General features: G+C 71.8%; 26 protein-coding genes. 13 read left to right on the top strand and 13 right to left on the bottom strand.

The window, feature by feature from the left end:
• The first annotated feature begins 42 nt into the window (after window positions 1–42).
• The 3 genes from OHU34_RS24085 (at window position 43) to OHU34_RS24075 (ending at window position 2,589) form a co-directional block, all read left to right on the top strand.
• A complete protein-coding gene (locus tag OHU34_RS24085; RefSeq protein WP_405768249.1) occupies window positions 43–1,014 on the top strand; it encodes an ArsR family transcriptional regulator in 972 nt (323 codons plus the stop codon).
• A gap of 83 nt (window positions 1,015–1,097) precedes the next feature.
• Window positions 1,098–1,601 carry a glutathione peroxidase gene (locus OHU34_RS24080; protein WP_020131956.1) on the top strand — a complete coding sequence of 168 codons (504 nt, stop codon included), beginning with the start codon at window positions 1,098–1,100 and terminating at the stop codon, window positions 1,599–1,601.
• Window positions 1,602–1,716: 115 nt separating this feature from the next.
• Window positions 1,717–2,589 carry a MerR family transcriptional regulator gene (locus OHU34_RS24075; protein ID WP_405768246.1) on the top strand — a complete coding sequence of 291 codons (873 nt, stop codon included), beginning with the start codon at window positions 1,717–1,719 and terminating at the stop codon, window positions 2,587–2,589.
• Window positions 2,590–2,777: 188 nt separating this feature from the next.
• Here the strand turns inward: OHU34_RS24075 and OHU34_RS24070 are convergent, their stop codons facing one another.
• The 3 genes from OHU34_RS24070 to OHU34_RS24060 form a co-directional block, all read right to left on the bottom strand.
• The gene (locus OHU34_RS24070) at window positions 2,778–2,969 is read right to left on the bottom strand and encodes a DUF397 domain-containing protein (protein ID WP_020131958.1); all 192 of its coding nucleotides are present in this window, start codon (window positions 2,967–2,969) and stop codon (window positions 2,778–2,780) included.
• Between the two features lie 210 nt (window positions 2,970–3,179).
• Window positions 3,180–4,049 carry a helix-turn-helix transcriptional regulator gene (locus OHU34_RS24065; protein WP_028807189.1) on the bottom strand — a complete coding sequence of 290 codons (870 nt, stop codon included), beginning with the start codon at window positions 4,047–4,049 and terminating at the stop codon, window positions 3,180–3,182.
• A 315-nt stretch (window positions 4,050–4,364) separates the two neighbouring features.
• Window positions 4,365–5,120 (bottom strand): GPP34 family phosphoprotein, encoded by a 756-nt coding sequence (locus OHU34_RS24060; RefSeq protein WP_028807190.1) that lies wholly within the window; start codon window positions 5,118–5,120, stop codon window positions 4,365–4,367.
• A 238-nt stretch (window positions 5,121–5,358) separates the two neighbouring features.
• Here OHU34_RS24060 and OHU34_RS24055 point away from each other — a divergent pair, with 238 nt between their 5' ends.
• Together OHU34_RS24055 and OHU34_RS24050 are read left to right on the top strand one after the other, a co-directional pair.
• Entirely contained in the window at window positions 5,359–7,929 is a 2,571-nt protein-coding gene (locus OHU34_RS24055) for a D-alanyl-D-alanine carboxypeptidase (protein WP_405768243.1), read from the top strand.
• 170 nt (window positions 7,930–8,099) lie between these two features.
• Window positions 8,100–10,076, top strand: a complete 1,977-nt coding sequence (locus OHU34_RS24050; protein ID WP_142264806.1) for a DMT family transporter — start codon at window positions 8,100–8,102, stop codon at window positions 10,074–10,076.
• A 74-nt stretch (window positions 10,077–10,150) separates the two neighbouring features.
• Here the strand turns inward: OHU34_RS24050 and OHU34_RS24045 are convergent, their stop codons facing one another.
• Window positions 10,151–11,023, bottom strand: coding sequence for a hypothetical protein (locus OHU34_RS24045; protein ID WP_142264807.1), 873 nt, complete (start codon window positions 11,021–11,023; stop codon window positions 10,151–10,153).
• A 76-nt stretch (window positions 11,024–11,099) separates the two neighbouring features.
• Here OHU34_RS24045 and OHU34_RS24040 point away from each other — a divergent pair, with 76 nt between their 5' ends.
• A complete protein-coding gene (locus OHU34_RS24040) occupies window positions 11,100–11,885 on the top strand; it encodes an SDR family oxidoreductase (RefSeq protein ID WP_020131964.1) in 786 nt (261 codons plus the stop codon).
• 138 nt (window positions 11,886–12,023) lie between these two features.
• On the top strand, window positions 12,024–13,592 hold the full coding sequence (locus OHU34_RS24035) for a sodium:solute symporter family protein (protein ID WP_142264808.1): 1,569 nt from the start codon (window positions 12,024–12,026) through the stop codon (window positions 13,590–13,592).
• Here OHU34_RS24035 and OHU34_RS24030 read toward each other — a convergent pair.
• The gene (locus tag OHU34_RS24030; RefSeq protein WP_142264809.1) at window positions 13,589–14,707 is read right to left on the bottom strand and encodes an ADP-ribosylglycohydrolase family protein; all 1,119 of its coding nucleotides are present in this window, start codon (window positions 14,705–14,707) and stop codon (window positions 13,589–13,591) included. The genes OHU34_RS24035 and OHU34_RS24030 overlap by 4 nt on opposite strands.
• 127 nt (window positions 14,708–14,834) lie before the next feature.
• Between OHU34_RS24030 and OHU34_RS24025 the strand changes: the two genes are divergently transcribed.
• A complete protein-coding gene (locus tag OHU34_RS24025) occupies window positions 14,835–15,362 on the top strand; it encodes a DUF2165 domain-containing protein (protein ID WP_230195438.1) in 528 nt (175 codons plus the stop codon).
• Between the two features lie 18 nt (window positions 15,363–15,380).
• On the opposite strand, the gene OHU34_RS24020 is transcribed toward OHU34_RS24025, so the two are convergent.
• Both OHU34_RS24020 and OHU34_RS24015 read right to left on the bottom strand, forming a co-directional pair.
• A complete protein-coding gene (locus OHU34_RS24020) occupies window positions 15,381–15,968 on the bottom strand; it encodes a hypothetical protein (protein WP_142264811.1) in 588 nt (195 codons plus the stop codon).
• Window positions 15,969–16,065: 97 nt separating this feature from the next.
• Complete coding sequence (locus OHU34_RS24015; protein ID WP_142264812.1) at window positions 16,066–18,669, bottom strand: bifunctional FO biosynthesis protein CofGH; 2,604 nt, start codon at window positions 18,667–18,669, stop codon at window positions 16,066–16,068.
• A 181-nt stretch (window positions 18,670–18,850) separates the two neighbouring features.
• Between OHU34_RS24015 and OHU34_RS24010 the strand changes: the two genes are divergently transcribed.
• The gene (locus tag OHU34_RS24010; RefSeq protein WP_405768238.1) at window positions 18,851–19,558 is read left to right on the top strand and encodes a hypothetical protein; all 708 of its coding nucleotides are present in this window, start codon (window positions 18,851–18,853) and stop codon (window positions 19,556–19,558) included.
• Window positions 19,559–19,579: 21 nt separating this feature from the next.
• On the opposite strand, the gene OHU34_RS24005 is transcribed toward OHU34_RS24010, so the two are convergent.
• The 3 genes from OHU34_RS24005 to OHU34_RS23995 form a co-directional block, all read right to left on the bottom strand.
• Complete coding sequence (locus OHU34_RS24005; protein WP_405768235.1) at window positions 19,580–20,425, bottom strand: LLM class F420-dependent oxidoreductase; 846 nt, start codon at window positions 20,423–20,425, stop codon at window positions 19,580–19,582.
• A gap of 130 nt (window positions 20,426–20,555) precedes the next feature.
• A complete protein-coding gene (locus OHU34_RS24000) occupies window positions 20,556–21,056 on the bottom strand; it encodes a hypothetical protein (RefSeq protein WP_405768233.1) in 501 nt (166 codons plus the stop codon).
• The gene (locus OHU34_RS23995; RefSeq protein ID WP_142264816.1) at window positions 21,022–21,342 is read right to left on the bottom strand and encodes a hypothetical protein; all 321 of its coding nucleotides are present in this window, start codon (window positions 21,340–21,342) and stop codon (window positions 21,022–21,024) included. Before OHU34_RS23995 ends, OHU34_RS24000 begins: the two co-directional genes overlap by 35 nt.
• 248 nt (window positions 21,343–21,590) lie before the next feature.
• Here OHU34_RS23995 and OHU34_RS23990 point away from each other — a divergent pair, with 248 nt between their 5' ends.
• On the top strand, window positions 21,591–22,397 hold the full coding sequence (locus OHU34_RS23990; protein ID WP_142264817.1) for a DUF4344 domain-containing metallopeptidase: 807 nt from the start codon (window positions 21,591–21,593) through the stop codon (window positions 22,395–22,397).
• 79 nt (window positions 22,398–22,476) lie between these two features.
• Window positions 22,477–22,935, top strand: a complete 459-nt coding sequence (locus OHU34_RS23985) for a DUF4265 domain-containing protein (protein WP_405768229.1) — start codon at window positions 22,477–22,479, stop codon at window positions 22,933–22,935.
• A gap of 74 nt (window positions 22,936–23,009) precedes the next feature.
• On the opposite strand, the gene OHU34_RS23980 is transcribed toward OHU34_RS23985, so the two are convergent.
• Both OHU34_RS23980 and OHU34_RS23975 read right to left on the bottom strand, forming a co-directional pair.
• The gene (locus tag OHU34_RS23980) at window positions 23,010–23,483 is read right to left on the bottom strand and encodes a protease inhibitor I42 family protein (protein WP_405768226.1); all 474 of its coding nucleotides are present in this window, start codon (window positions 23,481–23,483) and stop codon (window positions 23,010–23,012) included.
• Between the two features lie 59 nt (window positions 23,484–23,542).
• A complete protein-coding gene (locus OHU34_RS23975) occupies window positions 23,543–24,148 on the bottom strand; it encodes an ALF repeat-containing protein (protein ID WP_230195440.1) in 606 nt (201 codons plus the stop codon).
• Window positions 24,149–24,427: 279 nt separating this feature from the next.
• Between OHU34_RS23975 and OHU34_RS23970 the strand changes: the two genes are divergently transcribed.
• Entirely contained in the window at window positions 24,428–24,946 is a 519-nt protein-coding gene (locus tag OHU34_RS23970; protein ID WP_142264821.1) for a nuclear transport factor 2 family protein, read from the top strand.
• Here OHU34_RS23970 and OHU34_RS23965 read toward each other — a convergent pair.
• Window positions 24,943–25,785, bottom strand: coding sequence for an endonuclease/exonuclease/phosphatase family protein (locus tag OHU34_RS23965; protein ID WP_142264822.1), 843 nt, complete (start codon window positions 25,783–25,785; stop codon window positions 24,943–24,945). The genes OHU34_RS23970 and OHU34_RS23965 overlap by 4 nt on opposite strands.
• 83 nt (window positions 25,786–25,868) lie before the next feature.
• Here OHU34_RS23965 and OHU34_RS23960 point away from each other — a divergent pair, with 83 nt between their 5' ends.
• Window positions 25,869–26,264 carry a nitroreductase/quinone reductase family protein gene (locus tag OHU34_RS23960; RefSeq protein ID WP_142264823.1) on the top strand — a complete coding sequence of 132 codons (396 nt, stop codon included), beginning with the start codon at window positions 25,869–25,871 and terminating at the stop codon, window positions 26,262–26,264.
• The last annotated feature ends 9 nt before the right edge of the window (window positions 26,265–26,273 follow it).

The raw sequence follows: 26,273 nt of genomic DNA, 5'->3' as shown, positions 1-26,273 counted from the left end.
AACGTCGTCGGTCGTACGGGCACGGGGTGGGGGCGCAGGAGCATGGGCTGGTGGCAGGTGAACGCGGACACCCTGGCGCGCAGCCGGTTCGTGCTCTCGCCGCTCGCGGAGACCTTCGCGAGCCTGAAGCTGCTGCACGCGGGCGTGGGGACGCATCCCGGCGAGCGCGACTGGCTGCGCGACCGGCTCCCCGGCTACCGCGCCGTACTCGCGGCCGACCCGGTGACCGCGCTGCTGGTGCGGGCCGGGCTGGGGCGGAGCTGGGTCGCCGACTTCCTCACGCCCACCCCGAGGGACGGCGAGAGCTTCGAGGAGGGCGTCGCCCGGGTACGGTCGGCCGATCCGGCGCGGGCCCGCGCCCATCTGCGGATGTCCCTGGGCGGTCCGCTGCCCGCCGCCCTGGACCGGGAGGACCTGCCGGACCGGGCGGCCGGGCTGCTGGAGTACGTGTGGGAGGCGGGCGTACGGCCGCACTGGGAGCGGCGGCGGCGCGTCCTGGAGGCCGATGTCGTCGCACGGACCGCGCAGGTCAGCCGGGGTGGCTGGGCGGCCGTACTGGACTCGCTGCGGCCGGGGACGCGATGGCTGGGCGAGAGTCGGTTTCAGGTCAACCTGCACGAGTATCCGCCCCGCGAGATCTCCGGTGCCGAACTGGTGTTCGTACCGGTCACCCCGAAGACGGGGTGGGTGTCGTGGGACGAGCGGGAGCGGTACGCCGTCGTCTATCCCTGCACGGGAGCGCTCGCCGAGGACCACCGGGACCGGGCCCGCGCCGCACCGGCCGCGTTGGGCGCCCTGCTGGGGCCCGGCCGGGCCGCGGTGCTCGTCCTCCTGGCCGGCCCCCTGAGCACCACCCAACTGGTCGCCCTGACCGGCCAGGGCCTCGGCTCGGTCGGCCGCCATCTGCGGGTGCTGCTGGAGGCGGGGCTGGTGGAGCGGCGGCGCGCGGGGCGGTCGGTGCTGTATTCACGGACGGCCGCGGGTGAGGTCCTGACCCGGGCCGCCGCCGGGTAGGTCCTGGCCGTCCCGGCCGGAAACGGAAGCGGGGGATGGCCCCGGAAGGGGTGGGTTCACCGCCCGGGGCTAGCATCCGGAGCATGACTACTGACGCAGGTGCCTCTCCCCTCGACGTTCGGATCGATGCCCTCAAGGGCGGTTCCGCGGAGCTCTCCCAGTACGCGGGCCAGGCCGTGCTCGTGGTGAACGTGGCCTCCAAGTGCGGCCTGACCCCGCAGTACACGGGCCTGGAGAAACTCCAGGAGCGGTACGCCGCCCAGGGCTTCACCGTGCTCGGCGTGCCCTGCAACCAGTTCCTCGGGCAGGAGCCCGGCACCGCCGAGGAGATCGCCGAGTTCTGCTCGGCCACCTACGGCGTGTCCTTCCCGCTGACCGAGAAGGTCGAGGTCAACGGCGCGGAGCGGCACCCGCTGTACGAGCGCCTCGTCGGGTTCGCGGACGCCGAGGGCCACGACGGCGACATCCGCTGGAACTTCGAGAAGTTCCTGATCGGGCGGGACGGGTCCGTCGTCGCCCGCTTCTCCCCGCAGACCGAGCCCGAGGCCGCCGAGGTCGTCGCGGCCATCGAGAGCCAGCTGGGCTAGGCGGTTCCCGGCCGAAGGATCGTCCGGCTTGACCTTGCCCCTGGGGCAGGGCCGAGCCTCCTCGACGCCGGGCGCGAAGGCCGCCCGGCGACGGAGGACGACGAGGGGGTGCGTGGTGGACATCGGGGATGACGGCGCGCTGCTCACGATCGGCGCGTTCGCCGCGCGGGCCCGGCTCTCGGCCAAGGCGCTGCGGCTGTACGACCGGCTCGGGCTGCTCGCCCCGGCGCACATCGACGAGGCCAGCGGCTACCGCTACTACCGGGCCGGCCAGGTGGAACGCGCCCGGCTGGTGGCCATGCTGCGTCAGCTGGACATGCCGCTCGCGCGGATCGCCGAGCTGGTGGAGACCGCTGACGGGCCCGCGTCCGGGGCACTGCTCGCCGCCTACTGGGGCGATGCCGAGGCCCGGTTCGCCGCCCAGCGCACCCTCGCCGCCTACCTCCGTGCACGGCTGTCGGGGAGGAGCTCCGAGATGTACGAGAAGTTCGAGGTCCGGTTGGCCGACGTGCCCGAGCAGGTGATCGTCACCGAGACACGGCACACGCTCGCGGACGAGCTGCCCCTGTGGATCCCCGCCTCTCTGGGGCGGCTGGAGGAGGCGGCCGGGGAGTGCGGGGGTGTGGTCGGGGCGCCGTACGTCGTCTACTACTCCGCGGTGTCCATGGAGAGCGACGGGCCGGTCGAGTCCTGTGTACCGGTCGCCGACGAGTCCGGGGCCCGGGCCTGGGCGGCCGCCGCGCAGGGCCGGGGCCGGCAGTTCCAGGTGCGGGTGGAGCCCGCCCGGCGGCTCGCGTACACGAGGATCACCAAGGCGCAGGTGGCGCACCCTCAGATCCTCGCCCCGTACGAGGCGGTGGAGGCGTGGATGAAGCGGGAGGGCTGGGACTACGACGGTCCCTGCCGGGAGATCTACTTCGCCGACTGGGACGCGGCGGGAGCCGAGGACCCGGTGTGTGACGTGGCGTTCCCGGTGAAGCGGGGCTAGCCGGGTCGGCGGGCCTGTCGGGCCTGTCGGCGGGCCCGCGCCGGGAATGTACCGAGCCCCCTCGGCAAGGACGGCGAGCTGGTCGAGGGGGCTCTTGGGTCGTGCTGGTGAAGCCGGTTGTGCAGATGAATCCGGTCGTACTGGTGAAGCTGGTCGTGCTGGTGGGGCGGTCTCAGGGGATCGTCCCCTTAGGCCTTGACCGATGCCACGAAGGTGTTCCACGCGTCGGCGGGGAAGGCCAGGGTCGGGCCCTCGGTGACCTTGGAGTCACGGACGGCCATGGCCGCACGGAGAGGGGACTTGATCTCGACGCATGCGCCGTTGCCCTGGGAGTAGGAGGACTTGACCCACTCGTTCGCGGCGCCCTGCTGGATTGCCATGTTCGCTCCGGTAGTCAGTTGCTGAGTTGCTGTCACCACGCCGTGCGCAGATCCCGTCTGCACGGCATGGTTTGCGCCACCGTTGTTGCTTGATGGCGTGATCGACGCTACTCGCCAACATCGTGATGCGGAGCGACTATTCACCCGTCCGGATGGCATATTCCATAGGGACTTCCCTCCGGCCCGGCCGGAGGTGTACCTTGCGGCGCTTCACGGGGCGACCTCCCTGGCGTAGTCCTTCGCCACCTTCGCGATGAACTCCCGGGTCTGGTCGGCGTTCAGGGCCTGCGCCCGCAGGTGCTCGTACATCACGCTGTACTTCTGCACGTCCTGCGGCTTCTCCAGGTACAGGTCGCTGGTGACTCCCTCGATGTAGACCACGCTGGAATCGGCCGCGTCCGGGAACTCGAGGATCGCGTACTGGCCGCTCACCCCCGGATGCGCGCCCATGGTGAACGGGATCAACTGCACGGTCACGTGCGGCAGCTGGGACATCTCCAGCAGGTAGTCCAGCTGCTCGATCATCACCTGCCGGTTGCCGACCTCGCGGCGCAGCGCCGCCTCGTCCAGGACCGCCCACAGACGCAACGGGTTGTCGGCTGTGGAAATACGTTCCTGTCGGCGCAGGCGCACCTGGATCCGCTTCTCGATGTCCGCCGGCGGGGCCTCCGGCAGCGCGCCCGAGATCAGCGCCTCCGCGTACTGACGGGTCTGGAGCAGCCCGGGCACGACCTGCGGGTCGTACACGCGCAGACTCGCCGCGTCCGTCTCCAGGCCGATGTAGACGCTGTACGGAACATCGCCGAAGGCATGCCACCAGCCCTGCTGGCGGGAGTCCTTGGCCATCTCCATCAGCGAGTCGACCATCCGCTGGTCCTCGACCTCGTACACCCCGCACAGGTCACGGACGTCACGCTGACTGATACTGCGCCGGCCGTTCTCCAGCCGGCTGATCTTCGACTGGGACACCAGCAGGCGCTCGGCCACCTCTTCGGCCGTCATGCCCTTGAGCTCACGGAGCCGACGCAGCTCCTGGCCCAGCCGGCGTCGCCTGACGGTGGGATTGACATTGGACGCCACGGGACGTGCACCTCCGGCTGCGTGTCTGTAACTGACACTTTGCGTATCTGCTGTTCAGCAGACTGCCACCAAGGCGCTTTCTACCGCTGGAAAACGGTGGATATGCGGCGGGTACACGCCAGTTCGGGTCCGTCCCCCGACATGCGTCCGCGCGGGGTGGCGGATCGATACGTCCACCACCCCGCGCGGCCGCTGCGGCTCCCGGAACGGGTCCTGTGTCCGACGGGTCCAACTGGCCCTGCGGGTCTTACGTCCTGCGGTTCCTACGCCCTGCGGTTCTCCGGCCCGGCCGGCGCGATGTCGTGGGACTGCGGCTCAGTGAGCCACGACACGCGCCATGGGACCGCGGTGCGGCTGCGCCGGAACGCCACGGGCGGGTTCCGGTGCGGGCCTGGCACCGGGTCCGGCCTGCCGGCCGGGTGGTGCCTGGTTACGGCGCGGCTGTGCCACCGCGCCGTTCTGGACGTCCATCACGGCGTGCGCCACGAGGCCGCCCATCGGGTCGTGCCTGATCAGATCCCGCAGCCGGGAGCGGGACGAACGTCCCTCGTTGCCCGGGTACAGGTGCTTGCCGAGGCCGACCGCGTGCGCCAGTGCGGCGAGCGCCGCGGTCCGCGGGTCCGGCGGTACGCCGGTGCGGATCGCGGAGTCCAGCCGGGCCTTGATCTCCCGGCTGATGTCGGTGTCCGTCGCCTGGTAGCGAGTCGTCGGCAGCACTCCGCACATCTGTCCCGCCACGGCATGAACCATGCCGCACCGCTCCAGATGCGAGAGGTAGGTCTGGCGTAGCCCGAGACGCGGCCCGCCGATCCAGTGGACGGCACGTACAGGAGCGCCACGCCTTCGCAGCAACTCCAACGCGCAGTCCAGCGTTGGGTCTCCAGTCGGCCGTGGGGACACCACGGCGATACGATCCCCGTCAGGGGCTATCCGTCCGGCCAGCGCCAGCTCCACTAGCTGTGCTCCGGCCAGACCGAGGTCGAGCGACTGCGGCTGTGCGGTGGTACCCGTGGTCGGGTCCAGCGCCAGCAACAAAAGCTCTTCCGGAATTGTTCTGCGGCTCCTGCCCATCCATGCCTCCCCGCGTGGATGAATGACAGGGTGACCCCTCTCACATTGGTCTGTCGAGGGTGCGTGACCTGTTTGTAGTGGAACCAGTAGGTATGTCGTTCTCGTCTACCGCAGGAGCCAAGCCCTCTACACAGGACACTGGTACATGGTTCGGACATGCCGTGAGGCGTGTTTCGGGCGGGCGGTTCACGGTTCGGCACGAGCGCGCGGTGGGCGTGCGGCACAGGAGGAGGCATCGGTGGCGGGCGAGTCCCCCGACAGGTCGAAGCAGCGCGAGTCGTCGGCAGAACCGACGTCGGGGAGCGCGAGCGCGGTTCCCGAGGCGCGTGAGCCTCGCGATTCCCGCGAAGTCCGCGATCCGCGGGTGGCCGTGGCGCGGGAGGCCGAGCCGTCGGCGTCACGGGGCGGCGTGGACACGGCGACGCGAGTGTTCTCGGTACGGGACCTGAAGACCGCGGAGTCCGAACAGCCCGAGGCGTCCGCGGAGCCCGAGGAGGGCGAGGAGCCCACGGGGACCGAGGACGGCGACGAGACCACGGCGAGCGAGTCCGCCGAGGACGCCACGGAGGCCGAGGAGCCAGAGGGCGGGGCCGGGGCCGACGACGCCGAGGAGCCCGCGGAGGCCACCGAGGCCACCGAGGCCACCGAGGCCACAGAGGCCGAAAACAGCGCTACGGCCGCCAGGACCGGATCCACCGAGGCCGAGGACGCCGAGAGTGGCCCCGAGGACGCCCAGGACGGCCCTGAGGGCGCCGAGGCGGCCGAGAGCGCCTCAAGGAGCGCCGGGGGCGCTTCCGGGGGCAGCGACGAGCGCCTGCGGGAGGCCGTGGCCCAGTGGGTGGCCTCGGCGGACGACAAGAGCTCCGCACCGGAGCCCGCGACGGACTCGGCGGCGGACGGGGGTGCCTCGGACGAGGACACCTCGGACCGGGGCACCGGCGCCGAGGCGGAGGAACGTTCCGCGAGCGACACCGCGGTAGCCGACGGATCCGACGAACCCGGCAAAGCTGACGATCCCTCCGACGCGAAGCCGGGCGCCGAGGCCCAGGCCGCCTCCGGGGCCGCGTCCGAGTCCACGCCCAAGTCGGCCGCCAAGCCCGCGCCGAAGTGGGCGTCGGACACCGACGAGGAAGCCGCCGAAGCCGCCGAGCCCGGTCGGGCCGAGGACGCCGAAGCCGACACCGGCACCGGCACCGGCACCGACGCCGACGCCGACGAGCCCGACCACTCCCCCGTCGACCAGCCCACCGCCGTCTTCAAGGCGCCCCGGCCCAAGCCCGCCGTCGACCAGCCGACCACCATGCTGAAGCTGGGCGGCGCCACCAAGCCCGAGCCGGACGAGGACGAGGCCGCTCCGAAGGATGCCCCGAAGGCCGGCCGGCCGGCCGAGCCCGAGGCCCCTGCCGAGCGGACCAGCAAGTTCGTCGCGCTCAAGCCGCTCGACGAGCCCCGGCCGCCGAAGCAGGCCGACGTCACCGCCCTGGTCCCGCAGGTCGGTCCCGAGCGCACCACCCAGCAGCCGCTGCCGCCGAGGCCGCCGCTGGACCTGCTGGCGGAGCTGACGAACACCCCGCCGCCCCCGCCCACCCCGCTGCGCACGCTCGGACGGCGGCTCAAGATCTGGACGCCCCTGGTCATCCTGCTGCTGGTCGCGTTTGCGATCGCGCAGGCTGTGCGGCCGCTGCCGGCGACCGCGTTGGCCCTCACCGCGGAGGACTCGTACACCTTCGAGGGCGGCAAGACGCAGTTGCCCTGGCCGAGTGAGGGGCAGGGCTGGATGGACGCCGACGGCGTCGGCACGGTGGGCAGCTTCGGCAAGCAGACGCCCGTGGCGATCGGCTCGGTCGCCAAGACCATGACGGCGTACATCATCCTCAAGGACCACCCGATGAAGGCCGGGGAGGAAGGCCCGGAGATCGAGGTCGACGCCACGGCGGAGAAGGAGGGCGGCTACGACGTCTCCGGCGACGAGTCGACGCTCAACACCGTCAAGGCCGGTGACCGGCTCACCGAGAAGCAGGCCCTGTCGGCCGTCCTGATCCCCTCCGCCAACAACATCGCGCGGCTGCTCGCGCGCTGGGACGCGGGTACGGAGGCGGCGTTCGTGAAGAAGATGAACGCCACCGCCAAGGAACTGGGGATGAGCGACACGACGTACACCGACCCCTCGGGCCTGAAGGAGACCACCGTCTCCACGGCCGAGGACCAGGTGAAGCTCGGCCGCGCGTTCGTGAAGGTCCCGGCCCTGGTCTCCATCTCCAGCGCGGCCAGCTGGACCGACCCGTCCGGCAAGTACTGGAACAACTACAACACCCTGCCGTACTACATCGGCGCGATCGGCATCAAGACCGGCAGCACCACCGCGGCCGGCGGCAACCTGCTCTTCGCCTCCCGCAAGAAGGTGAACGGGCAGACGGTGACCCTCGTCGGCGCGGTCCTCGGCCAGCACAAGCCGAAGATCCTCGAAACGGTCAACGCGGTCAGCAAGACGGCGCTGCTCGCCGCCCAGGACGCGCTCACCTCGGCGAAGATCCTCAAGAAGGGCGACGTCGTCGGGTACGTGGACGACCGGCTCGGTGGCCGAACGCCCGTCGTCATCACCAAGGACGTCTCGGCGGTCGGCTGGGCGGGCATGACCGTGAAGCTGTCCTTCACCGCCGACGACGTGCCGCACACGGCGAAGGCCGGCACCCAGGTGGGCACGCTCACCGTCGGGGACGGCACCAGCAGTGCCGTGAAGGTGCCCGTCGCCCTGCAGTCCGATCTGACCGAGCCGGGCTTCTCGGACAAGCTGACACGCATCGGCTGACCCGCGGCCCCGCACGTACGCCTGCGTCACCCCGTCGGGCAGCCGCCCGGCGGGGTGCGTGCTAGCGTCACGAAACGGGACAGGTCGCCGGTCGCAAGGACGCAGCCGTGAAGCGGACGCGAACGGCATGCGGCCGAGAGCAGAAGACGGGACACGGGGAGTGCCTTCAGGTGGCCACTGCGGAGCCGACACGCGCCGACGACACCGGTCCGGACCCGGACGCCGACGCGCGACCGAGGGTGCCCGCCCCGCAGTCGGGCGACCACGACCGTGACGACCGCGGCGACCGTGCCGGCCATGGCGCGATGGTAGAGCTCGAACGGGACCACGTCCCGGACCCCGACGCGGCGGACAGCCGTGCGGACGACCCTGCGGACGGCCGTACGGGCGACGCGGGCGACGCGCGTGAGCCGTCCCGGGTGAGATCCGCGCTCGACCGGCTGGGCGGCCGGCTGCGACGCCATCCCGTGCTGTCCATGACGGGACTGTCCGGCGTCCTGCACCTCGTCTGGTTCTTCACGTTCGCGAACAGTGGTGGCGACCTCGCGGCGCAGGACGCCTGGGCCGAGTTCGTCGGCCGGCACCCGGACTCCGCGTACAACCTCGCCTGGTACGGCGGCATGCACCCGGTGTCGTACAGCATGGTGTCGCCGTATCTGATGTCCCTGCTCGGCGTCCGGACGACGATGATGATCGCCGGGACGCTGTCGGCGGGGCTGCTCACCCTGATCCTGCTGCGCTGCCGGCCGGTGAAGAACCCGCTGTGGCCGGCGCTGGCCGGGGTCTTCGCCCTGCTGTGCAACGCGGCTTCCGGGCGCGTGACGTTCGGGCTCGGCAACACGTTCGCGCTGGGCGCGGTCGCCGTCGTGTTCTGCTGGCCGTACCGCTGGCGCTACAAACGCTGGGCGAAGGCGCTGTGCGCCGCCCCGCTCGCCGCGCTCGCCACGATGGGCTCGCCGGTGGCGGGGCTCTTCGTGGGGCTCGTCGCCGCCGCGCTGTTCCTCCAGAAGCGGCGGCCGGGCGCGTGGGCGTTGGGGCTCGCGCCGACGGCCGTGGTCGCCCTGTCCGCCTGGCTGTTCCCGTTCTCCGGCACCCAGCCGATGTCCTTCGGTTCGGCGTCGCTGCCGCTGCTGTCCGCGGTGGCCGTCTTCGCGGTCGTCCCGCGCGACTGGAAGACGGTACGGATCACCTCGGCGGTGTACGGGCTCGGGGTCCTGCTGGTGTGGCTGATCAGCTCGCAGATCGGGTCCAACATCACGCGTCTCGCGATGCTGTTCACGGGCGTGGTGCTGATGGCGGCGCTGCCGTTCGCCGTGCCGCGCAGCCGCAAGTGGTACGCGATCGTCGTGGCGTTCTGCGGGTTCGTGGGCTGGATCGGCTTCAAGTCGGTCGACGACGTCCTGCGGACGACCCCGGCGGCCTCCTGGGCGCGTGAGCTGGCGCCGCTCGTCAACGAACTCCAGGAGATCGGCGCGGAGAAGGGGCGGGTGGAGGTCGTACCGGCCCGCTCGCACCGCGAGGCGTCCGCGCTCGCGCCGTACGTCAACCTCGCCCGGGGCTGGAACCGCCAGGCCGACATGGAGCGCAACCCGCTCTTCTACGACGACACCCTCAACTCGGCGAACTACCACGAGTGGCTCCAGCGGTGGGCCGTGCACTTCGTCGTCGTCCCCAAGGAGGCGCTGGACGGGGACGGCGGCGAACGGGAGCGGGAGCTGGTGCAGCGGGGGCTGCCGTATCTGGTGCAGATCTGGGGCGACGCCAACTGGCAGCTGTTCAAGGTCACCGACCCCGCCTCGCTCGCCGAGCCGAACGCGGTGGTGCAGCGGGCCAAGCAGGACGAGATGACGATCGACGTGAAGAAGGCGGGGCGGATCCTGATCCGGATCCCGTACTCGCCGTGGCTGAGCGTCGTCGACGCGCAGGGCAAGAGCCTGAAGCCGCCGCAGGAGACGGACGCGTCCAAGGACCGGGTCGAGGGGGAGCCGAAGACGTACGACAACGTCGACGGGTGTCTGTTCGAGACGGAGGAGGACGCGGAGGGGGACAAGTGGACGATGCTGGTCGCTCCGCGGGCGGGGGTGTACCGGCTGGCCGCGCCCTATCAGCTGCCGCGGGGCACGCCGTGTCCGGACGAGTTGAAGTGAGCGTGGCCTGACGCCGGTGCCTCTGGGGGCTGCCCCCCCCAGGCCCCCGCTTCGGCCCTCAACGGGCCTCGTCCTCAACCGCCGGACGTGCTCGGAGTGCGCAGCTCGGTCACATGGCGGTCCGTGCCCGGGACCGTCGGGATGAAGGGTGCGAGCAGTTCCACCCGGCCCAGGCCCGACTCCGTCAGCGCCTCCTCCAGGCCGGTGAAGTGCGGGTCCCAGCAGTCCCTCGGGTCGGTTTCCAGGAACCACAGGAGGGTCAGGCGGGTGTCGACGCCCTCGACCTGCTTGACGTAGGTCATGCGGTCGCCGGGGAGCGGGGTGGGGCGGAAGACCGTGACCATGGCCGTCGGGGAGCCTGCCACCCGCTTGGGGAGGTGGCGGGCGCGCAGCCACTCCAGGAGTTCGGCGCGCTGCTGCGCCGAGTCGGTGTCGATCACCTCGAGCACCAGGCCCGCGTACGGATGGTCCAGGGCGTGGAAGTCGCGGGGACCGGCGGCGCCGTCCCGGTACACGGTCGTCTCGTGGTCCTGGAACGCCGTGAAGACGTGGGTGCGGTCCTGGTAGACGCGGGCGTCGCGGTTGAGGCGCTTGTTGATGGCGACCGTCCACTTCATGTGGTCGTCGTAGCGGCCGTCGGTGATCCAGTAGGTGGAGAGGTAGCAGCCGGCGGTGACCGGCCGGGCGATCGCCGACTTCTCCGGCCGGCGCAGGAGCTGGAGGTCGCGGGTCGCCACCCACCTGCGGCCGGCGTACATCCAGGGCATCGCCATCGCGCCGGCGTAGTAGTGGTCGTCCTCGTACCAGCGGTTGTAGGCGTACTCGTGGCCGGGGTGCGGTTCGACCATGGTGATCAGGGCGTGGCCGGGGCGCACCCCGTAGGGGCCGACGGCGGCCAGTTCGGCGTACGTCTCGCTGTGCGTGTCGCTGTGCGTCTCCTCGCGCATGCTCTTCCCCATCCTCGGTGACTGGCCCATACTCTGACGCTCCGTCAGATAATGCGCCAGAGGCCAGGGGGTCCCGATGTCACTGCTCACCGGCAAGACCGTCGTCGTCTCGGGAGTCGGCGCCGGGCTCGGACACCAGGTCGCCGCCGCGGTCGTCCGGGACGGCGGGAACGCCGTGCTGGGGGCGCGGACCGAGGCGAATCTCGCGAAGAGCGCGGCCGGTATCGATCCGGAGGGGGCGCGTACGGCGTACCGGGTCACCGACATCACCGACGAGGGGAGCTGCGAGGCGCTCGCGGAGCTGGCGCGGGAGCGGTTCGGCGGGATCGACGCCGTGGTGAACGTGGCGGCCTGGGACTCCTGCTTCGGCGGGGTGGAGGACGCCGACTTCACGACCTGGCAGTCGGTGATCGACGTGAACCTGCTGGGGTCGCTGCGGATGACGCGGGCCTGCCTGGCCGGGCTGCGGGTGCGGGGCGGGTCGGTGGTGTTCATCGGGACGCAGTCCGCCGTGGCGGCTCCCTCACAGGTGCGGCAGGCGGCGTACGCGGCCTCCAAGGGTGCGCTGACCAGTGCCATGTACTCGCTCGCGCGGGAGTGGGGGCCGCACCGGATCCGGGTCAACACCGTGCTGCCGGGGTGGATGTGGGGACCGCCGGTGCAGGCCTACGTCCAGTTCACCGCGCAGACGGAGGGGGTGGCGCAGGAGGAGGTGCTGGGGCGGCTCACCGAGCGGATGGCGTTGCCCGAGCTGGCGACGGACGGGGATGTGGCGGACGCGGCGGCGTTCCTGGCGTCGGACCGGGCGCGGGCGATCACCGGACAGTCGTTGCTGGTCAACGCCGGGGAGCTGATGCGATGAGTTCATGTAGGTGAACGCGAACCACCATACCGAATTCCTTTACCTCCCTTTGACCTTACGGTTACTTGTCGTGTTCACGCAGCAGCGCCCACGATGAGCGCCGGACTGAACGCCGGTCTGAACCCTGGGAGGGCGCACATGAACGGTCTCGACTGGGCCGTGCTCATCGGCTATTTCGGCGTGATGGTCGCGATCGGCGTCTGGTCGCACAAGCGCGTCGACAACGTGAGCGACTTCTTCACCGCCGGCGGCAAGATGCCCTGGTGGCTGTCCGGCATCTCGCACCACATGTCGGGCTACAGCGCGGTGATGTTCACCGGGTACGCGGGTATCGCCTACACCTACGGCGTCACCTCCTTCGTCACCTGGTCCTTCCCCATCGCACTCGGCATCGCCATCGGCTCGAAGCTGTTCGCGCCGCGCATCAACCGGCTGCGGTCGCGGCTCCACGTGGCTTCCCCGCTGGAGTATCTGAAGAACCGCTACGACCTCAAGACCCAGCAGGCACTGGCCTGGTCGGGGATGCTGCTGAAGATCGTGGACGTCGGCGCGAAGTGGGCCGCCATCGCGACCCTGCTGTCCGTCTTCACCGGGATCTCCCTCAACCAGGGCATCCTCATCACCGGCGCGATCACCGCCGTCTACTGCACGATCGGCGGTCTGTGGGCGGACGCGCTGACCGAACTCGGCCAGTTCGTGATCCAGTTGCTGGCCGGCGTCGCGATGTTCGTCGCCGTCGTGCTGAAGCTGAACGACAAGGGCATCGGGTTCCTGGACGCCTGGGACCAGCCGGCGCTCCAGGGCCACGACAAGCCCCTGGTCGCCCAGTACGGAACCGTGTTCCTGCTCGCGTTCCTGTTCATCAAGCTCTTCGAGTACAACGGCGGCATGCTCAACCAGGCCCAGCGGTACATGGCCACGGCCACCCCGAAGGAGGCCGAGCGGTCGGCGCGGCTGTCGGCGGTGCTGTGGCTGGTCTGGCCGCTGGTGCTGTTCTTCCCGATGTGGATGTCGCCGCTGCTGGTGACGTCGAACAAGCCGGACGGCTCCGACTCCTATGCCCTGATGACCGAACAGCTGCTGCCGCACGGCCTGCTGGGGCTCGTCATCGTCGGCTTCTTCTCCCACACGATGGCCATGTGCTCGTCCGACGCCAACGCCATCGCCGCCGTCTTCACCCGGGACTGCGCGCCGGTGATCTGGGCCAGGGCGCGGGAGTGGAACCAGCGGTCCGGGCTGATCGCGGCGCGGGTGGCGACCGTCGTCTTCCTGGGTCTGTCGATGGCGGCGGCCACGCAGGTCAACTCCCCCGCCTTCAAGGACATCATCACGGTCGTCATCAAGTGGGTGGCCGGACTGATGGGCCCGATGGCGATCCCGATGATGCTGGGCCTGCTGCGTCCGTTCCGCCGCTCCGGCCCGACGGCCGCGCTGACCAGCTGGTCGATGGGTCTGCTGGCCTTCTGGCTGGTCAACTACCCGATCAACTGGAACGTCGACGGCGGAGTGCCGCTCCAGTACCAGGTGTCGATCCCGCTGGCCGTGTCGCTGGTCCTCTACATCCTCATCGGGTTCATCAAGCCCGAGGACACCCCGGAACGCCTGGCGCTCATCGAGCAGATCAACACGGACGGGGACGGCAGCGCTTCGGCCGCCGCGCAGCTGCCGCGGCCCAAGGACGAGGTCCCCACGGCGGTGACGGACTAGCCGCCCCTGGGGTACCGGGCCATCCAGCCCGGGGACGCCCCGGCGGGACCGTGCAGGGCCGGCCCCTGGGTCATCTCCATGGCGAAGTCGTCGGCCAGTTCCAGGATCGTGGGACGGCCCTCCAGCTCGGCCAGCCAGGCCGGGGGGAGGGCCGTCTCGCCGTGCAGGGCGCCGAGCAGGCCGCCCGCGAGGGCGGCGGTCGGCCCCGAGGGCGCACCGTGGTTCACCGCGAGCCGCAGCCCGTGCCGGACGTCCTCCGCGACGAGCGCGCAGTAGACGGCACCCGCCAGCACGGCCTCCGCGGTCCCCGCGCCCGCGAGCTCCTCCACCCTCGCAGGACCCGGCAACCCCTGCCGTACGGCACCCAGCGCGTGCTGCAACGCCTCCGACACCGCCTCGTGGCCCGGCCGCGCGGCCAGCAGCGCGAGTGCCCGCTGCACCGCGCCGTCGAGACTCTCGCCGCAGGCCAGCGCGTGCACGGTGACGGCGTACGCGGCCGCCGCGAGGTACGCCGTGGGGTGGCCGTGGGTCTGGGCGGCGCACTCGACGGCGAGCTGGGCGACCAGTTGGGGCTCCCAGCCGACGAGCAGCCCGAAGGGCACCGACCGGGGAACCACCTCGGGCCCGGCCGCGCCGGGGCTCTTGGGCGAGTCCAGGGTGCCCATGACCTCGTCGCCGAGCCCGAGCAGCAGCGTCCGGGTCGGATCGCGCCGGGCGTACAGCCACTCCTCCCGGGCCAGCCAGCCGTCGTCCTTGCGGCGCAGGTCGGGACCCCAGTCGCGCTGGGTGGCCGCCCATCTCAGATACGCCCGGTGCAGATCGGTCGGCGGATGCCAGGCGCCGGTGTCCCGCCGCACCTGGGCGCGGATCAGCCCGTCCACGGTGAACAGGGTCAGCTGGGTGAGATGGGTGACCGCGCCGCGCCGCCCGTGCGCGGGGGCCAGGTCCACGATGCCCTCGGGCCCGTGCTCCTGCCGGATGTCCTCGATCCCGAGCCCGTCGACGGGCGCCCCGAGGGCGTCCCCGACGGCCGCGCCCAGCAGCGTGCCACGCACCCGGCTGCGGAAGTCCTGCTGTTCGGCACGGCCCCAGACGGGCCCGGCAGTCGCACCCACCCAGTCCTCCCGCACCGTGCGTACATACGACGTCCGTCACTGTAATCGAACAGCGCTCCGTTCCGGCCCCGTGCACGTGCTGTCCGGTGGAGGGGTGATGAAGACCTGGTGGGGTAAGGACACCGGCATGACCACCCCCACCACACGTATCCCACACGCGTCACGCGTGCTTCCGCTCACCGCCGCCCTCCTCACCGGGACGGTCGCGCTCTACATGCTTCTCGTCGCCTTCGGGAACATCACGGACTTCGGCACGAACCAGCAGTTCGTGCGGCATGTGCTGGCGATGGACACGACGTTCAAGGACGACGACGTGATGTGGCGGGCGGTGACGAGCAAGGGGCTTCAGGACGCCGCCTACGTCGCGATCATCGCGTGGGAGACCGTCGCGGGGGTGGTGCTGGCCGCCGGGACGTGGTTCTGGGCGCGGCGGGACGACATACGCGGTCGGTCGCTGTCCACGTACGGGCTGGTCATGGTGATGCTGCTGTTCGGCGCCGGGTTCATCGCGATCGGCGGGGAGTGGTTCTCGATGTGGCAGTCGGACACCTGGAACGGGCTGGACGCGGCGACCCGGGCCTTCCTGTTCGCCGGGGTCGTGCTGATCGTGAACCAGCTGCCGACCGGACAGGCGCGGGACGACTCCCGGGCCTGACGCCCGAAGCTCCGGGACCTACTCGACGACCCTGACCTTCGTCCCCGTCTCGCCGAACGCCCACAGCGCCGTCCCGTCCGCCTTGGCCATCCGGATGCCGCCGGTCTGCGTGCCGGCGGCGGCCGGGGGCGGGGAGGAGCCGTCGACGGCGTTGGAGAAGGCGATGTTGACGCCCGAGGTGGCGGAGAAGTAGACGATGTGCTCGATCGCCACGCCGTCGGAGCCCGTGGTGGCGTCCTTGCGGAGCGAGACCGTGAAGCTGCCGACGGCCGGGTCCACCGTGCCGGGCCAGACCGTGAAGGTGCGGCGGGCCGTGTCGTCGGCGTCGACCAGCCAGACCCGGTGCTGCTCCAGCGAGTAGACGATCCGCCGGCCGGTGCCCGAGCCGGCCGGCACCTCGGCCGCCTTGGGGGTGGCCGACGGTTTCGGTGAGGCCGAGGGCTGCGCGCCCGCCGACGCCGAGGCGTTCGGGCGGCTCGCCGCCGACGCCGTCGGGTGCGGGCCCTGTTCGGCCTGCGCCGTCAGGAAGACGACTGCGGCGATCGCGCCGGTCGTCAGGCCGGTGACCCAAACCCAGGAGGGAAGCCGTCGGGCAGGCACGGGCACGCATCTCCTCAGCTACGGGACCCCTCCGGTCGGGGCCCGATCATCGTACTGCGAGGGGCCCGCTCCCCGGTCCCTGAATAGTCCCTGAGCGATCCCCTCAGTCCAGCACCGGCAGCAGTTCCGGCAGATGCCCGTCCGACGCCGAGGCCGCCAGCCGCCGCTCCTGCGGCACCTCGCCGTACAGCGTCGTCCGCGGCCTGGCCGGGCGGCCCGCCGCGTCCGCGACCGCGATCAGGTCCTTGACGGACTTGTAGGAGCCGTACGACGAGCCCGCCATCCGCGAGATCGTCTCCTCCATCAGCGTGCCGCCCAGGTCGTTCGCTCCCGAGCGGAGCATCTCGGCGGCCCCCTCCGAGCCCAGTTTCACCCAGCTGGTCTGGATGTTGGGGATGTGCGGGTGCAGGAGCAGCCGGGCCATCGCCGTCACCGCCCGGTTGTCCCGCATGGTCGGACCGGGGCGGGAGATGCCCGCCAGGTACACCGGCGCGTTCGTGTGGATGAACGGGAGGGTGACGAACTCCGTGAAGCCGCCGGTCCGCTGCTGGATCCCGGCCAGGGTCCGCAGGTGACCCAGCCAGTGCCGGGGCTGGTCGACATGGCCGTACATCATCGTCGAGGACGACCGGATCCCGAGCTCGTGCGCCGTCGTGACGACCTCGATCCAGGTCGCGGCGGGCAGCTTGCCCTTGGTCAGCACCCAGCGGACCTCGTCGTCCAGGATCTCGGCCGCCGTGCCGGGGATGGAGTCGAGCCCGGCCTCCTTCGCCGCGGTCAGCCACTCGCGGATCGACAGGCCGGTGCGGGTCGCGCCGTTGACGACCTCCATCGGCGAGAAGGCGTGCACATGCATGCCGGGGACCCGCTCCTTCACCGCCTTGGCGATGTCGAAGTAGGCGGTGCCGGGCAGGTCCGGGTGGATGCCGCCCTGCATGCAGACCTCCACCGCGCCCAGTTCCCAGGCCTGTTGGGCCCGGTCGGCGACCTGGTCGAGGGAGAGCGTGTAGGCGTCGGCGTCGGTGCGGCGCTGCGCGAAGGCGCAGAAACGGCAGCCCGTGTAGCAGACGTTGGTGAAGTTGATGTTCCGCGTGACGATGTACGTGACGTCGTCGCCGACGGTCGAACGGCGGACGTCGTCCGCGATGCGGGTCAGGGCGTCCAGGGCCGGGCCGTCCGCGTGGAGCAGGGCGAGGGCCTCGTCGTCGGTGAGCTTCGTCGGATCGTCGGCGGCCGTCGCGAGGGCCTGGCGTACGTCCGTGTCGATGCGCTCCGGCACCATGCCGGGGGCGGCCGCCTCGCGCAGGGCGCCCCAGTCGCCGTACACCTCGTCGAAGTCGTCGCGGCGGTCGGAGGTCCGGCCGTCGGTGTCGATGGTGCGGTGCAGGTCGGTACGGCCGGACGGCACGAACACCTCCTCCGGCTCCTGCCAGGGGCGGCCCTCGACGACGGCGTCCGACACGGCCAGTCCCGTCTCCGGGTCGGCCAGCGCGCGCACGTGCGGCAGCAGCCGCGGGTCGAGCCACGGCTCGCCGCGCCGGACGAACTCCGGGTAGACGCAGAGACGTTCCCGCAGGGCGAAGCCGGCCGCCGCCGACTTCTCGGCGAGTTCGTCGATCTGCGGCCAGGGGCGCTCGGGGTTGACGTGGTCGATGGTGAGCGGGGACACCCCGCCCCAGTCGTCGATCCCGGCCCCGATCAGCCGCTCGTACTCGCTGTCGACGAGGTTGGGCGGGGCCTGGAGGCAGGCGGCCGGGCCCATGATGTGGCGGGCCACGGCCACGGTCGCGACCAGTTCGTCGAGTTCCGCGTCCGGCATGCCGCGCATCGCGGTGTCCGGCTTGGCGCGGAAGTTCTGGATGATCAGCTCCTGGACGCCGTGGTAGGCGCGGGAGATCTTGCGCAGCGCGAACAGCGACTCGGCGCGCTCCTCGTAGGTCTCGCCGATGCCGATCAGGATCCCGGAGGTGAACGGGACGGAGGAGCGGCCGGCGTCCTCCAGGACGCGCAGCCGGACGGCGGGCTCCTTGTCCGGGGAGCCGTGGTGGGGGCCGCCGGGCTCGGACCACAGCCGGGTGGCGGTGGTCTCCAGCATCATGCCCATGCTGGGCGCGACGGGCTTCAGCCGCTGGAAGTCGGTCCAGCTCAGCACCCCGGGGTTGAGGTGCGGCAGCAGTCCCGTCTCCTCGAGGATGCGGATGGAGATGGCGCGGACATAGGCGATGGTGTCGTCGTAGCCGTGCGCGTCGAGCCACTCGCGCGCCTCCGGCCAGCGGTCCTCCGGCTTGTCGCCGAGGGTGATGAGGGCTTCCTTGCAGCCGAGGGCGGCACCGCGCCGGGCGATGTCGAGCACCTCGTCGGGCGACATGAACATCCCGTGTCCGGCCCGGCGCAGCTTGCCGGGGACGGTGACGAAGGTGCAGTAGTGGCACTTGTCACGGCAGAGCCGGGTGAGCGGGATGAAGACGCTCTTCGAGTACGTGATGACACCGGGCCGGCCGGCCGCTTCCAGGCCGGCGTCCCGCACCCGGGCGGCGGAGGCGGCGAGGTCCTCCAGCTGCTCGCCGCGCGCCTGGAGCAGCACGGCCGCCTCGCCGGCGTCCAGGGCTACGCCGTCACGAGCCCGTTTGAGAGCGCGACGCATGGAGTTCTCGGTGGGGCCGGGGGTCGGGCCGGGGCCGGTTCCGGAGGTCGCGGAAGTCGTCATCCTTCGAGCATACGATCACGTTTTCCGAGCCCGGGGCGGGACCGGGGCCCGGAACGGAACCGGCAGCGGCGCCGGGGCCCCGGCCCGGACCCCGCCGCCACGGGCTCTGAGTACGCGTACCCCTCCCCCGTACGCAGCCGTACCGATGCCCCGTGCACCCCGGCGGGCCTACGGTCGCCGCATGCCCGAGGAGATCACCACCGCTCCCGCCACCACCGCCGTACCGGCACCCGCACCCGCCGCGACCGGCCGCACCGCCGCGCGGGCCTTCGGCATCGGCTGCGCGGTGCTCGTCGCCGTGCCGCTGCTCCTCGTCCTCGCCTTCGTCGGCTGGATCGCCGTGGTGACGAAGGACGCGTCGGACTTCCCGCGGGTCGCGCCCGAGGAGATGGTGAGCCGGGCGGTCGACCGCTCCCGGGAGGCGTACGACGTCCTCGGGTTCACCCGCACCGTCAGGCCCGGTGTCGAGGAGATCGGGGTCTCCACCGAGAACACGGTCGGCTCCGACCACTGCTACCGGGGCGGTCTGACCGACGAGACCGTCGACGGCGCCTACCGCGTCAGTCACAGCTGGGCGCTCGACCACGTCCCCGCCGGGCAGGCGGTCCCCGGTCTGCGCCGGCTGCGCGACCATCTGGAGGACACCGGCTGGGACATCACCTCCTACCGGGAGAACGTCTCCGGGGACTACTGGGCTCTGTACGCCTCGCGTTCGGACGGCGACGAGCGCATGTCCTTCCAGTGGTACGCGGACCGCGACTACTTCGCCGGCGGCACCTCCACGCCCTGCGCCGTGGACCCGGGTTGGCGGCCGGGCGACGACGAGCCCGCCGGGGACGAGCTGTGGCCGCCCGACTTCGGGCCGTCGGCGAAGAAGAACGGGTCGTGAAGGCCGGAACGCGAACGGGCCCTAGAGGTACGGCGCGAACTCGTCCAGGGCGCGCAGCGCCTCCGCCTCCCCCACCGGCGGCAGCTGCACCACGACCTCCTCGATACCCAGCTCGGCGTAGTACGCGAGCTTGCCGGGGGACGGCTGGACGGCGTACGGCACGACCTGGAGCGCGTCCGGCTCGCGGCCCGCGTCCGCCCACGCCGAGCGCAGCACGGGGAGCGCCTCGGAGAGGCCGCGGCCGCCGATCGGCAGCCAGCCGTCGGCGTACTCGCCGATGTGCGAGAAGAGCTTCGGTCCCGCGGCACCGCCGACGAGGGTGCGGGGGCCGGTGACCGGCCCGCGCGGCTTCTGCACCGGCTTGGGGTACGCCGTGCTGGCGCGGACACTGCCGAACTCACCTTCGTACGCCGTCGGTTGCTCAGCCCACAGGGCCTGCATCAGCCGCATCCGGTCCCGGACCAGCTCGCGGCGGGTACGCCACTCGACGCCGTGGTCGGCGGCCTCCTCCACGTTCCAGCCGTAGCCGAGCCCCAGGGTGAGGCGGCCGCCCGACAGGTGGTCGACGGTGGCGATCTGCTTGGCGAGGTCGATCGGGTCGTGCTGGGCGACGAGCGTGATGCCGGTGCCGAGGCCCAGCGTCTGCGTCACCGCCGCCGCCTGACCGAGGGCGACGAAGGGGTCGAGGGTGCGGCCGTACTCGCGGGGCAGGTCGCCGCCGGCCGGGTAGGGGCTGGTGCGCTCGACGGGGATGTGCGTGTGCTCGGGCAGATAGAGCCCGGCGAAGCCGCGCTGCTCCAGCTCACGGGCGAGGCGGGTGGGGGTGATCGTCTCGTCGGTGAGGAAGATCGTGACGGCGATGCGCATGGGAGGCCTTTCGCTGCGTACGGCTCTGTCGACGGCGTCGTCGCGAGTGACGGTCCCATCTCTACCTGCGGAACGATCCACTGTCCATACCGACCGGTCGGCATCGATTGTCATCCGGGCGGCATCGGCGTCAGAACGCGCCGGGAGTGTCGAGCGGCCATCTGTCCGGCTCCGACGGGGGGCCGTACGCCATGACCCGGCCGAGCCGCTCGCGGTGCGCCGCGTCGAGGGCGTCCTCGGCCGGGTGCGGCGGGAGGCCCCGGCAGTACTCCGCGAACCGGTCCCGACGCTCCGGCCACACGATCATCACCACCACGTGCAGCACCAGCGCGAACACGACCCACGTCAGCAGGCCCGCGACCACGCCCGCCACGAGCTCGGTCGCACCCGCGGAGAACGCCCCGCTCACGTACATCAGCTGGGCGGCGAGCCACCCCGCGAGCAGCGGGGCGACCAGGATCGCGGCGATCTGGAGGCGGCCCTCGGCGTGCCCCGACCAACGCGGCCACCTGGCGTCCTCGGCCCGCAGGAAGAGGCCGCGCCGCCGGCAGTGCTCGGCGTCCACATACAGCCGGTTCAGCGGCCACGGCCCGGCCTTACCGCGCAGCGTGACCAGTACGGCGGCCGGCACCGGATGCTCCGGCGTCCGGGCGGTGTCCGCGCCCGCGTCGGTGACCGTCGCCTCCGTCCTCCTCGATCCGGATCAGGCCGGCCAGCAGCAGCTCGGCGGCGGCCCGGTCCGCGCCCTGGTCACCGTCGATCGTGGCAACCGCGTGGTACGGGTCGACGCGCGTCCCGTCCACCCGCGCGACGGCGGCCCGGTCGGCCCGGTCGGTGATCCACCACAGCACGCCGAGCACGGCGTACACCACGCCGAATGCCGTCAACACGGCCAGGAGCAGGTCCACTTGACTCACGCAGGCTTCCTCTCGGACGAAGACGCGGGCGGAGGCGACGACAGGGACGGCGGCGGGACGGGGACGGCGGCAGGAACTCGGCGGATCAGCTCACGTGCCGGAGTTTCCCGTCCCGCGACGGAACCATGTGCGAAGCAGGCCCGTTCGTACGAACCCGTGACAACGCGACGGCATACTCGACAGCGCCGTAACTGAGCTGCCGAGCAGTCGACTTGAGTCGGCTTCGGCGAAGAGGGGGTGTGGTGCCGATGCGCACGAGCGGGAACGGGAGTTCCGGCAGGCAGGGTCGAGGCCGCACTGCCCTGCGATCCGCGACACTGCCGCTGGCCCTCGTCCTCACCACCGCCTGCCAGACGAACGCGGCCGACGGCCCGAGTACCGCTGAAGCGAGCTTCACCGTCCGCTATGACCGGCCGTCCGGCCCGGACGCGGACGACGCGGCGTTCGTCCGGGAACGGCGGCTGCCGGAGGAGGCCGTGCGGCACGTCACCGCTCTGGTGCGGCTGAACCCGCCGGTCGTGATGACCGTTCGGTCCTGCGACGGTGAAGGACCCTCCTACGACCCCCAGACCCGTGAAGTGGAGATCTGCTACGACGAGATCTCTGAGACACGGGGCCTCTATCAGGACGCCGGCCAGGGTCTCTCCGACGACGCCCTGTCCGCCGTCCTGCTGGAATCGCTGTTCCACGAGAGCGCACACGCCGTGATCGACGTCCTCGACCTCGCGGTGAGGGGTAAGGAGGAGGACTTCGCCGACCAGTTCGCCGCCCTCATGCTGCTCCGCCAGGGAGCGGAGGGAGAGGAGCGACTGCTCGACGTCGCCGAGACATGGCGCCTGTCCGCGATCACGTACGAGCACGAGGACGACGGTCAGGCAGACGAACACTCCACGGACCACGAGCGCGCCGTGACCTACCTCTGCTACCTCTACGGAGCCGCCCCGGCGAACCACGCGGACGTGATCGGCACGGACACACTTCCCGCAGGCCGGGCGCGCGGCTGCGCACGAGAGTGGAAGAGAGCGCAGGCCGCATGGATGAACGCCCTGGGGTGACCTGCCGCAGGCGCCGGCGCCTCCGCTGCCAGGACCGTCGGCGCCCGGCGGTCCGTGCCGGGATGAAACGATCGTGCCCATGACGTCTGCAACGCTCCCCACCGCCGACACGCACGTCAGGCTGCTCGCCGGGTATGCCGGCAACGGGCGGCCCGCCTACGAGGTGCTTCCCGCGCGCACGCTCGACGGGGATCTCTTCGAGTTGGCCGGAAGTCCGGGGCTGGTCCTGGGATGCGCGGCCGGTGACGTGCTGCGGATCTCGGACGACGGGGAGTTCGAGGTGACGCGACAGGGCCCCTGGCTCTGCGTCCAGGCCGCTCCGGAGGCCGGAACCTTCACAGCGGAAGCCCTGACCGCACTGCACGAAGCCGTCGAAGGACTGGGCGGGCTGGTCGAGTCCCCTGCCACCCTGCGCTTCGCCGTGATCACGATCGAGCGCTCCACGGATCCGGCCGCCCTCGAGAGCGCGCTGGACGCCTGGGCCGACCGGACCGGGCAAGTGGCGTGGTGGTTCGGAAACGGTGAGGTCGCTCAGTAGCGGCCGAAGGGCGACTCGGTCCACCACCCGTGGATCACGGACCCGCACCGGCTGCGCCGCCCTGCTCGACGCCGTCAGTGCACGTCGACCCGGTAGGTGACCCGCTCCGGCTCGGCCGTCGGGGTCGAGGTCGGGGACGGGGACGGGCTGGCGCCGCCGCCGCAGGCCGCGGTGTCCGCCGTGGGGAACGTGCAGTGCAGCAGCACGATCCGGGTGCTGCCCCTGCCGGTGGCCTCGAAGGTGAGGACGAGGGTGCCGCCGCCGCCGACCGACTTGCCGTCATCGGCCGGCTCGTAGCCGCGGTCGGCGGCGCGGACCACCGACGCGTCCGGCTGCGGGGCGACCACGAACCAGTGCTCGCGGGTGGACGCGTTCTCCGGCACGGAGAGCGTGAAGCGCTCGCCGACCTCGGCGGTGATGCTCAGGTCCTGCGTGGGGTGACTCGTGGGCCCGTCCGCGTCGGAGCCCGACGCGCAGCCCGCCACCAGCGTGACGGTGCAGAGTGCCGCCGCGACGGCCCGCGTGCCCCTGCTCGACCTGGCCGACATCGGCTCCCCCGTTTCGATCTTGACCGCCGGGAGGGTAACACCCGCCCGGCGGACAAGTCCTAGCCGTCGACCTCGTACCGGCCGACCTCCAGGAAGTACCGCAGCTCCTCCGGCGTCCCGTCGATGACCTCCTCGGCTGCGGCGCGCAGGGCGGCGCTGATCTTCGGGTCGGCCAGGATGCGGGCCACGGCGACGCGGTCGTCCTCGGCCTGGGCCAGGCGGTAGCCCGTCTCCAGGAAGGCGCGCAGAGCCTCCGGGGTGCCGATGTCGAGAGCCTTGCCGGCCTCCCGGACGACCGCCTTGCCGGAGTCCTCGTCCGCCAGGATGCGACCGATGGCGACGGCGTCGTCCTCGGCCTGGGCCAGGCGGTAGCCGGTCTTCAGGAAGGTGCGCATGTCCTCCGCGGTGCCGTCGAGGGCCTCGTTGGCCTCCCGGAGGACCCGCTTGCCGCTGTCCTCGTCCGCCAGGATGCGCGCGATCGCGACACGGAGCTCCTCCTCGGACATCTCGTCCACCGGCGTATCGGTCGTCACCACCGACGCCGCCGTGGTCGTCGCCGGGACCGTTGCCGTCGTCGCGTCGGTGGCGAACGCCGGGGTGGTGAGGAGGAGCGCCGGCGTCAGCGCGGTGGCCGTGAGGAGCAGGGCGGCACGGTGCCGTCTCAGGGATCTCATGGGCTTCAAGGTGGGTCCCTCCGTGGTCTGGCGGTCGGTACGAAGATCCTCGCCGCTCCGCGCCATCGATGTCAGTGCCGGATTCAGGCACTCCTTGTCGGCTTTCGTTGCCGTACCCGCACCCACCCGATCGGCCGCCCGCCGGTACACAACTCCCGTCGCGAGACCGGCGGTTACGTCGGAGGTAATCGCTTCGGGCCGTCCCCGCCGGTGATGATGGCGGCCTCGTCGCGTCAGTGGGACGCGGCTTCCGCATCGGAAGGATCCCCCGTGTCCTCAGCCACGCCCACGACTCCCCGCGCCGTGGTGCGGGAACTGCTCCGCCGGATCGGCGAAGGGGACCCCGAGCGCATCGCGGAGCTGTACGCCGAGCGGAGCGACTGGAAGCTGGACTGGCCGCAGGACGAGCACGGCCGTGCGCGGAGCGCCACCCCGTGGATCCGCCACCGGGCCACCCGTGCCGACGCCGCCGCCCACTACCGCGAGCTCGTCGAGCACCACGTGCCCGGGCAGGCGGCCACCGTGATCGAACGCGTCCTCGTCGACGGTGACGAGGCGGTCGTGCTCGGCGAGATCCGCCAGACCGCCCGCTCCACCGGGCGGGCCTACCGCGCCCGGTTCGCGCTGCACCTCACGATCGAGGGCGGCCTGGTCAGCCGGCACCACGTGTACGAGGACAGCCTCACCGTCGCCCGCGCCTTCGGTACGGAGGGCGCGGAGGCGACGGGTGGGACGCAGGGGATGGGTGAGACGGCGGGGCCGGGTGACGCGGGTCGGGCCACGGCCTAGATGATCGCCGTCCCCTCCTCCGCCAGGTCCGCGACCACGGCCGCGTGGTCCGAGGGCCAGACTCCGTCCACGGGGCCGTGGCCCGCGCGGCGGACGTGCCGGACATGGCCCTCGCCGACCGGGCCGGGCGGGCCCACGTGGATGTAGTCGATGCGGACGGCGGGTTCCAGCACGCGGGCCGCGTAGGGGTTCTCGGGGGACCAGGTGGCGGCGGGGGCGGTCGGGTCGGCGTAGTCCCAGGCGTCGTAGAGGACCTGTCCGGGGACGGCCGACGCGGTCCTCGTGCCGCCGAAGAGGCGCACCTCGTCGGAGTCCGGCCAGGCGTTGAAGTCACCGGTGACGACGGGCGGGAAGGGGGTGCCGCCGCGGTGCCGGGCGACGAGTTCCGCGAGCGCGGTGACCTGGGCGCGGCGCACCGCCGAGGCGTGGCCGGCCGAGGTGAGGTGGGTGGTGAAGAAGGGGATGTCGAAGGAGGGGGCGGCCACGCGCGCGTAGAGGGCCGCGCGGCCGTCGGCCAGGTCGGGGGGCGCGGGCAGGACCAGCGTCTCCCGTTCCACCACCGGCCAGCGGCTCAGCACCGCGTTGCCTATGTCGACCGAACCGGCCTCGGGCTCCGTGATCCGCTTGCGCCAGCGTTCGGGGGCCGGTGACGGGGCCCAGGTGCAGTGCAGACCGAGTTCGTCGGCCAGCCACTCGGCGAGGTTCTCGGCGCCGGCCGCCCACACCTCCTGGAGGCCGACCACGTCGGGGTCCAGCTCGCGCAGGACGGCCAGGATGGCCTTCTGGCGTTCCCGCCAGGGGCCGAACCGCCACCACAGGTTCCAGGTCACCACGCGCATGTGCAGCCACCCGCTCTCGTCGCGCCGACGGCGTCGGGGACCATTGAAGCAACAAACCTGTGCGTGAAGGAGTCCCACGGATCATGACCCGTTCCAGCGACCTCCGTTTCCGCGCGACCACCGCCCTCCAGCGGTACGTCGCCAACCCCCTCATGCGCCGCCTGCCGTTCCACACGCTCCTGGAGACCACGGGCCGTGTCTCCGGCCTGCCCCGGCGCACCCCGCTGGGCGGCCGCCGGGTCGGTGACGTCTTCTGGCTGGTCTCGGAGTTCGGCGAACGGTCGCAGTACGTCCGCAACATCAAGGCCGATCCGCGGGTGCGGGTGCGGCTGGGAGGACGGTGGCACTCGGGCACGGCCCAATTGCTGCCCGACGACGACCCGGTGGCCCGGCTGCGCACCCTGCCCCGGGGCAACAGCACGGCCGTCCGGGCCCTGGGGACGGGGCTGCTCACCATCCGGGTGGATCTGTCGAGCTGAGAGACATCC

The sequence above is a fragment of the Streptomyces sp. NBC_00080 genome, from assembly GCF_045041255.1.
GTDB classification, from domain to species: domain Bacteria; phylum Actinomycetota; class Actinomycetes; order Streptomycetales; family Streptomycetaceae; genus Streptomyces; species Streptomyces coriariae.
The sequence above is the reverse complement of the archived record's forward strand: the minus strand, read 5'-3'. Positions and strand labels throughout refer to the sequence as shown.

What these genes read in the sequence shown, in the direction of transcription:
- OHU34_RS24025 (WP_230195438.1), top strand. Translation starts at nt 14,835, where the DNA reads ATGACCACCCCCACCACACGTATCCCACACGCGTCACGCGTGCTTCCG.
- OHU34_RS24015 (WP_142264812.1), bottom strand. Translation starts at nt 18,669, where the DNA reads ATGACGACTTCCGCGACCTCCGGAACCGGCCCCGGCCCGACCCCCGGC.
- OHU34_RS24070 (WP_020131958.1), bottom strand. Translation starts at nt 2,969, where the DNA reads ATGGCAATCCAGCAGGGCGCCGCGAACGAGTGGGTCAAGTCCTCCTAC.
- OHU34_RS24080 (WP_020131956.1), top strand. Translation starts at nt 1,098, where the DNA reads ATGACTACTGACGCAGGTGCCTCTCCCCTCGACGTTCGGATCGATGCC.
- OHU34_RS24045 (WP_142264807.1), bottom strand. Translation starts at nt 11,023, where the DNA reads ATGCGCGAGGAGACGCACAGCGACACGCACAGCGAGACGTACGCCGAA.
- OHU34_RS23985 (WP_405768229.1), top strand. Translation starts at nt 22,477, where the DNA reads ATGACGTCTGCAACGCTCCCCACCGCCGACACGCACGTCAGGCTGCTC.
- OHU34_RS23980 (WP_405768226.1), bottom strand. Translation starts at nt 23,483, where the DNA reads ATGTCGGCCAGGTCGAGCAGGGGCACGCGGGCCGTCGCGGCGGCACTC.
- OHU34_RS23960 (WP_142264823.1), top strand. Translation starts at nt 25,869, where the DNA reads ATGACCCGTTCCAGCGACCTCCGTTTCCGCGCGACCACCGCCCTCCAG.
- OHU34_RS24010 (WP_405768238.1), top strand. Translation starts at nt 18,851, where the DNA reads ATGCCCGAGGAGATCACCACCGCTCCCGCCACCACCGCCGTACCGGCA.
- OHU34_RS24005 (WP_405768235.1), bottom strand. Translation starts at nt 20,425, where the DNA reads ATGCGCATCGCCGTCACGATCTTCCTCACCGACGAGACGATCACCCCC.
- OHU34_RS23965 (WP_142264822.1), bottom strand. Translation starts at nt 25,785, where the DNA reads ATGCGCGTGGTGACCTGGAACCTGTGGTGGCGGTTCGGCCCCTGGCGG.
- OHU34_RS24040 (WP_020131964.1), top strand. Translation starts at nt 11,100, where the DNA reads ATGTCACTGCTCACCGGCAAGACCGTCGTCGTCTCGGGAGTCGGCGCC.
- OHU34_RS24060 (WP_028807190.1), bottom strand. Translation starts at nt 5,120, where the DNA reads ATGGGCAGGAGCCGCAGAACAATTCCGGAAGAGCTTTTGTTGCTGGCG.
- OHU34_RS24085 (WP_405768249.1), top strand. Translation starts at nt 43, where the DNA reads ATGGGCTGGTGGCAGGTGAACGCGGACACCCTGGCGCGCAGCCGGTTC.
- OHU34_RS23990 (WP_142264817.1), top strand. Translation starts at nt 21,591, where the DNA reads ATGCGCACGAGCGGGAACGGGAGTTCCGGCAGGCAGGGTCGAGGCCGC.
- OHU34_RS24035 (WP_142264808.1), top strand. Translation starts at nt 12,024, where the DNA reads ATGAACGGTCTCGACTGGGCCGTGCTCATCGGCTATTTCGGCGTGATG.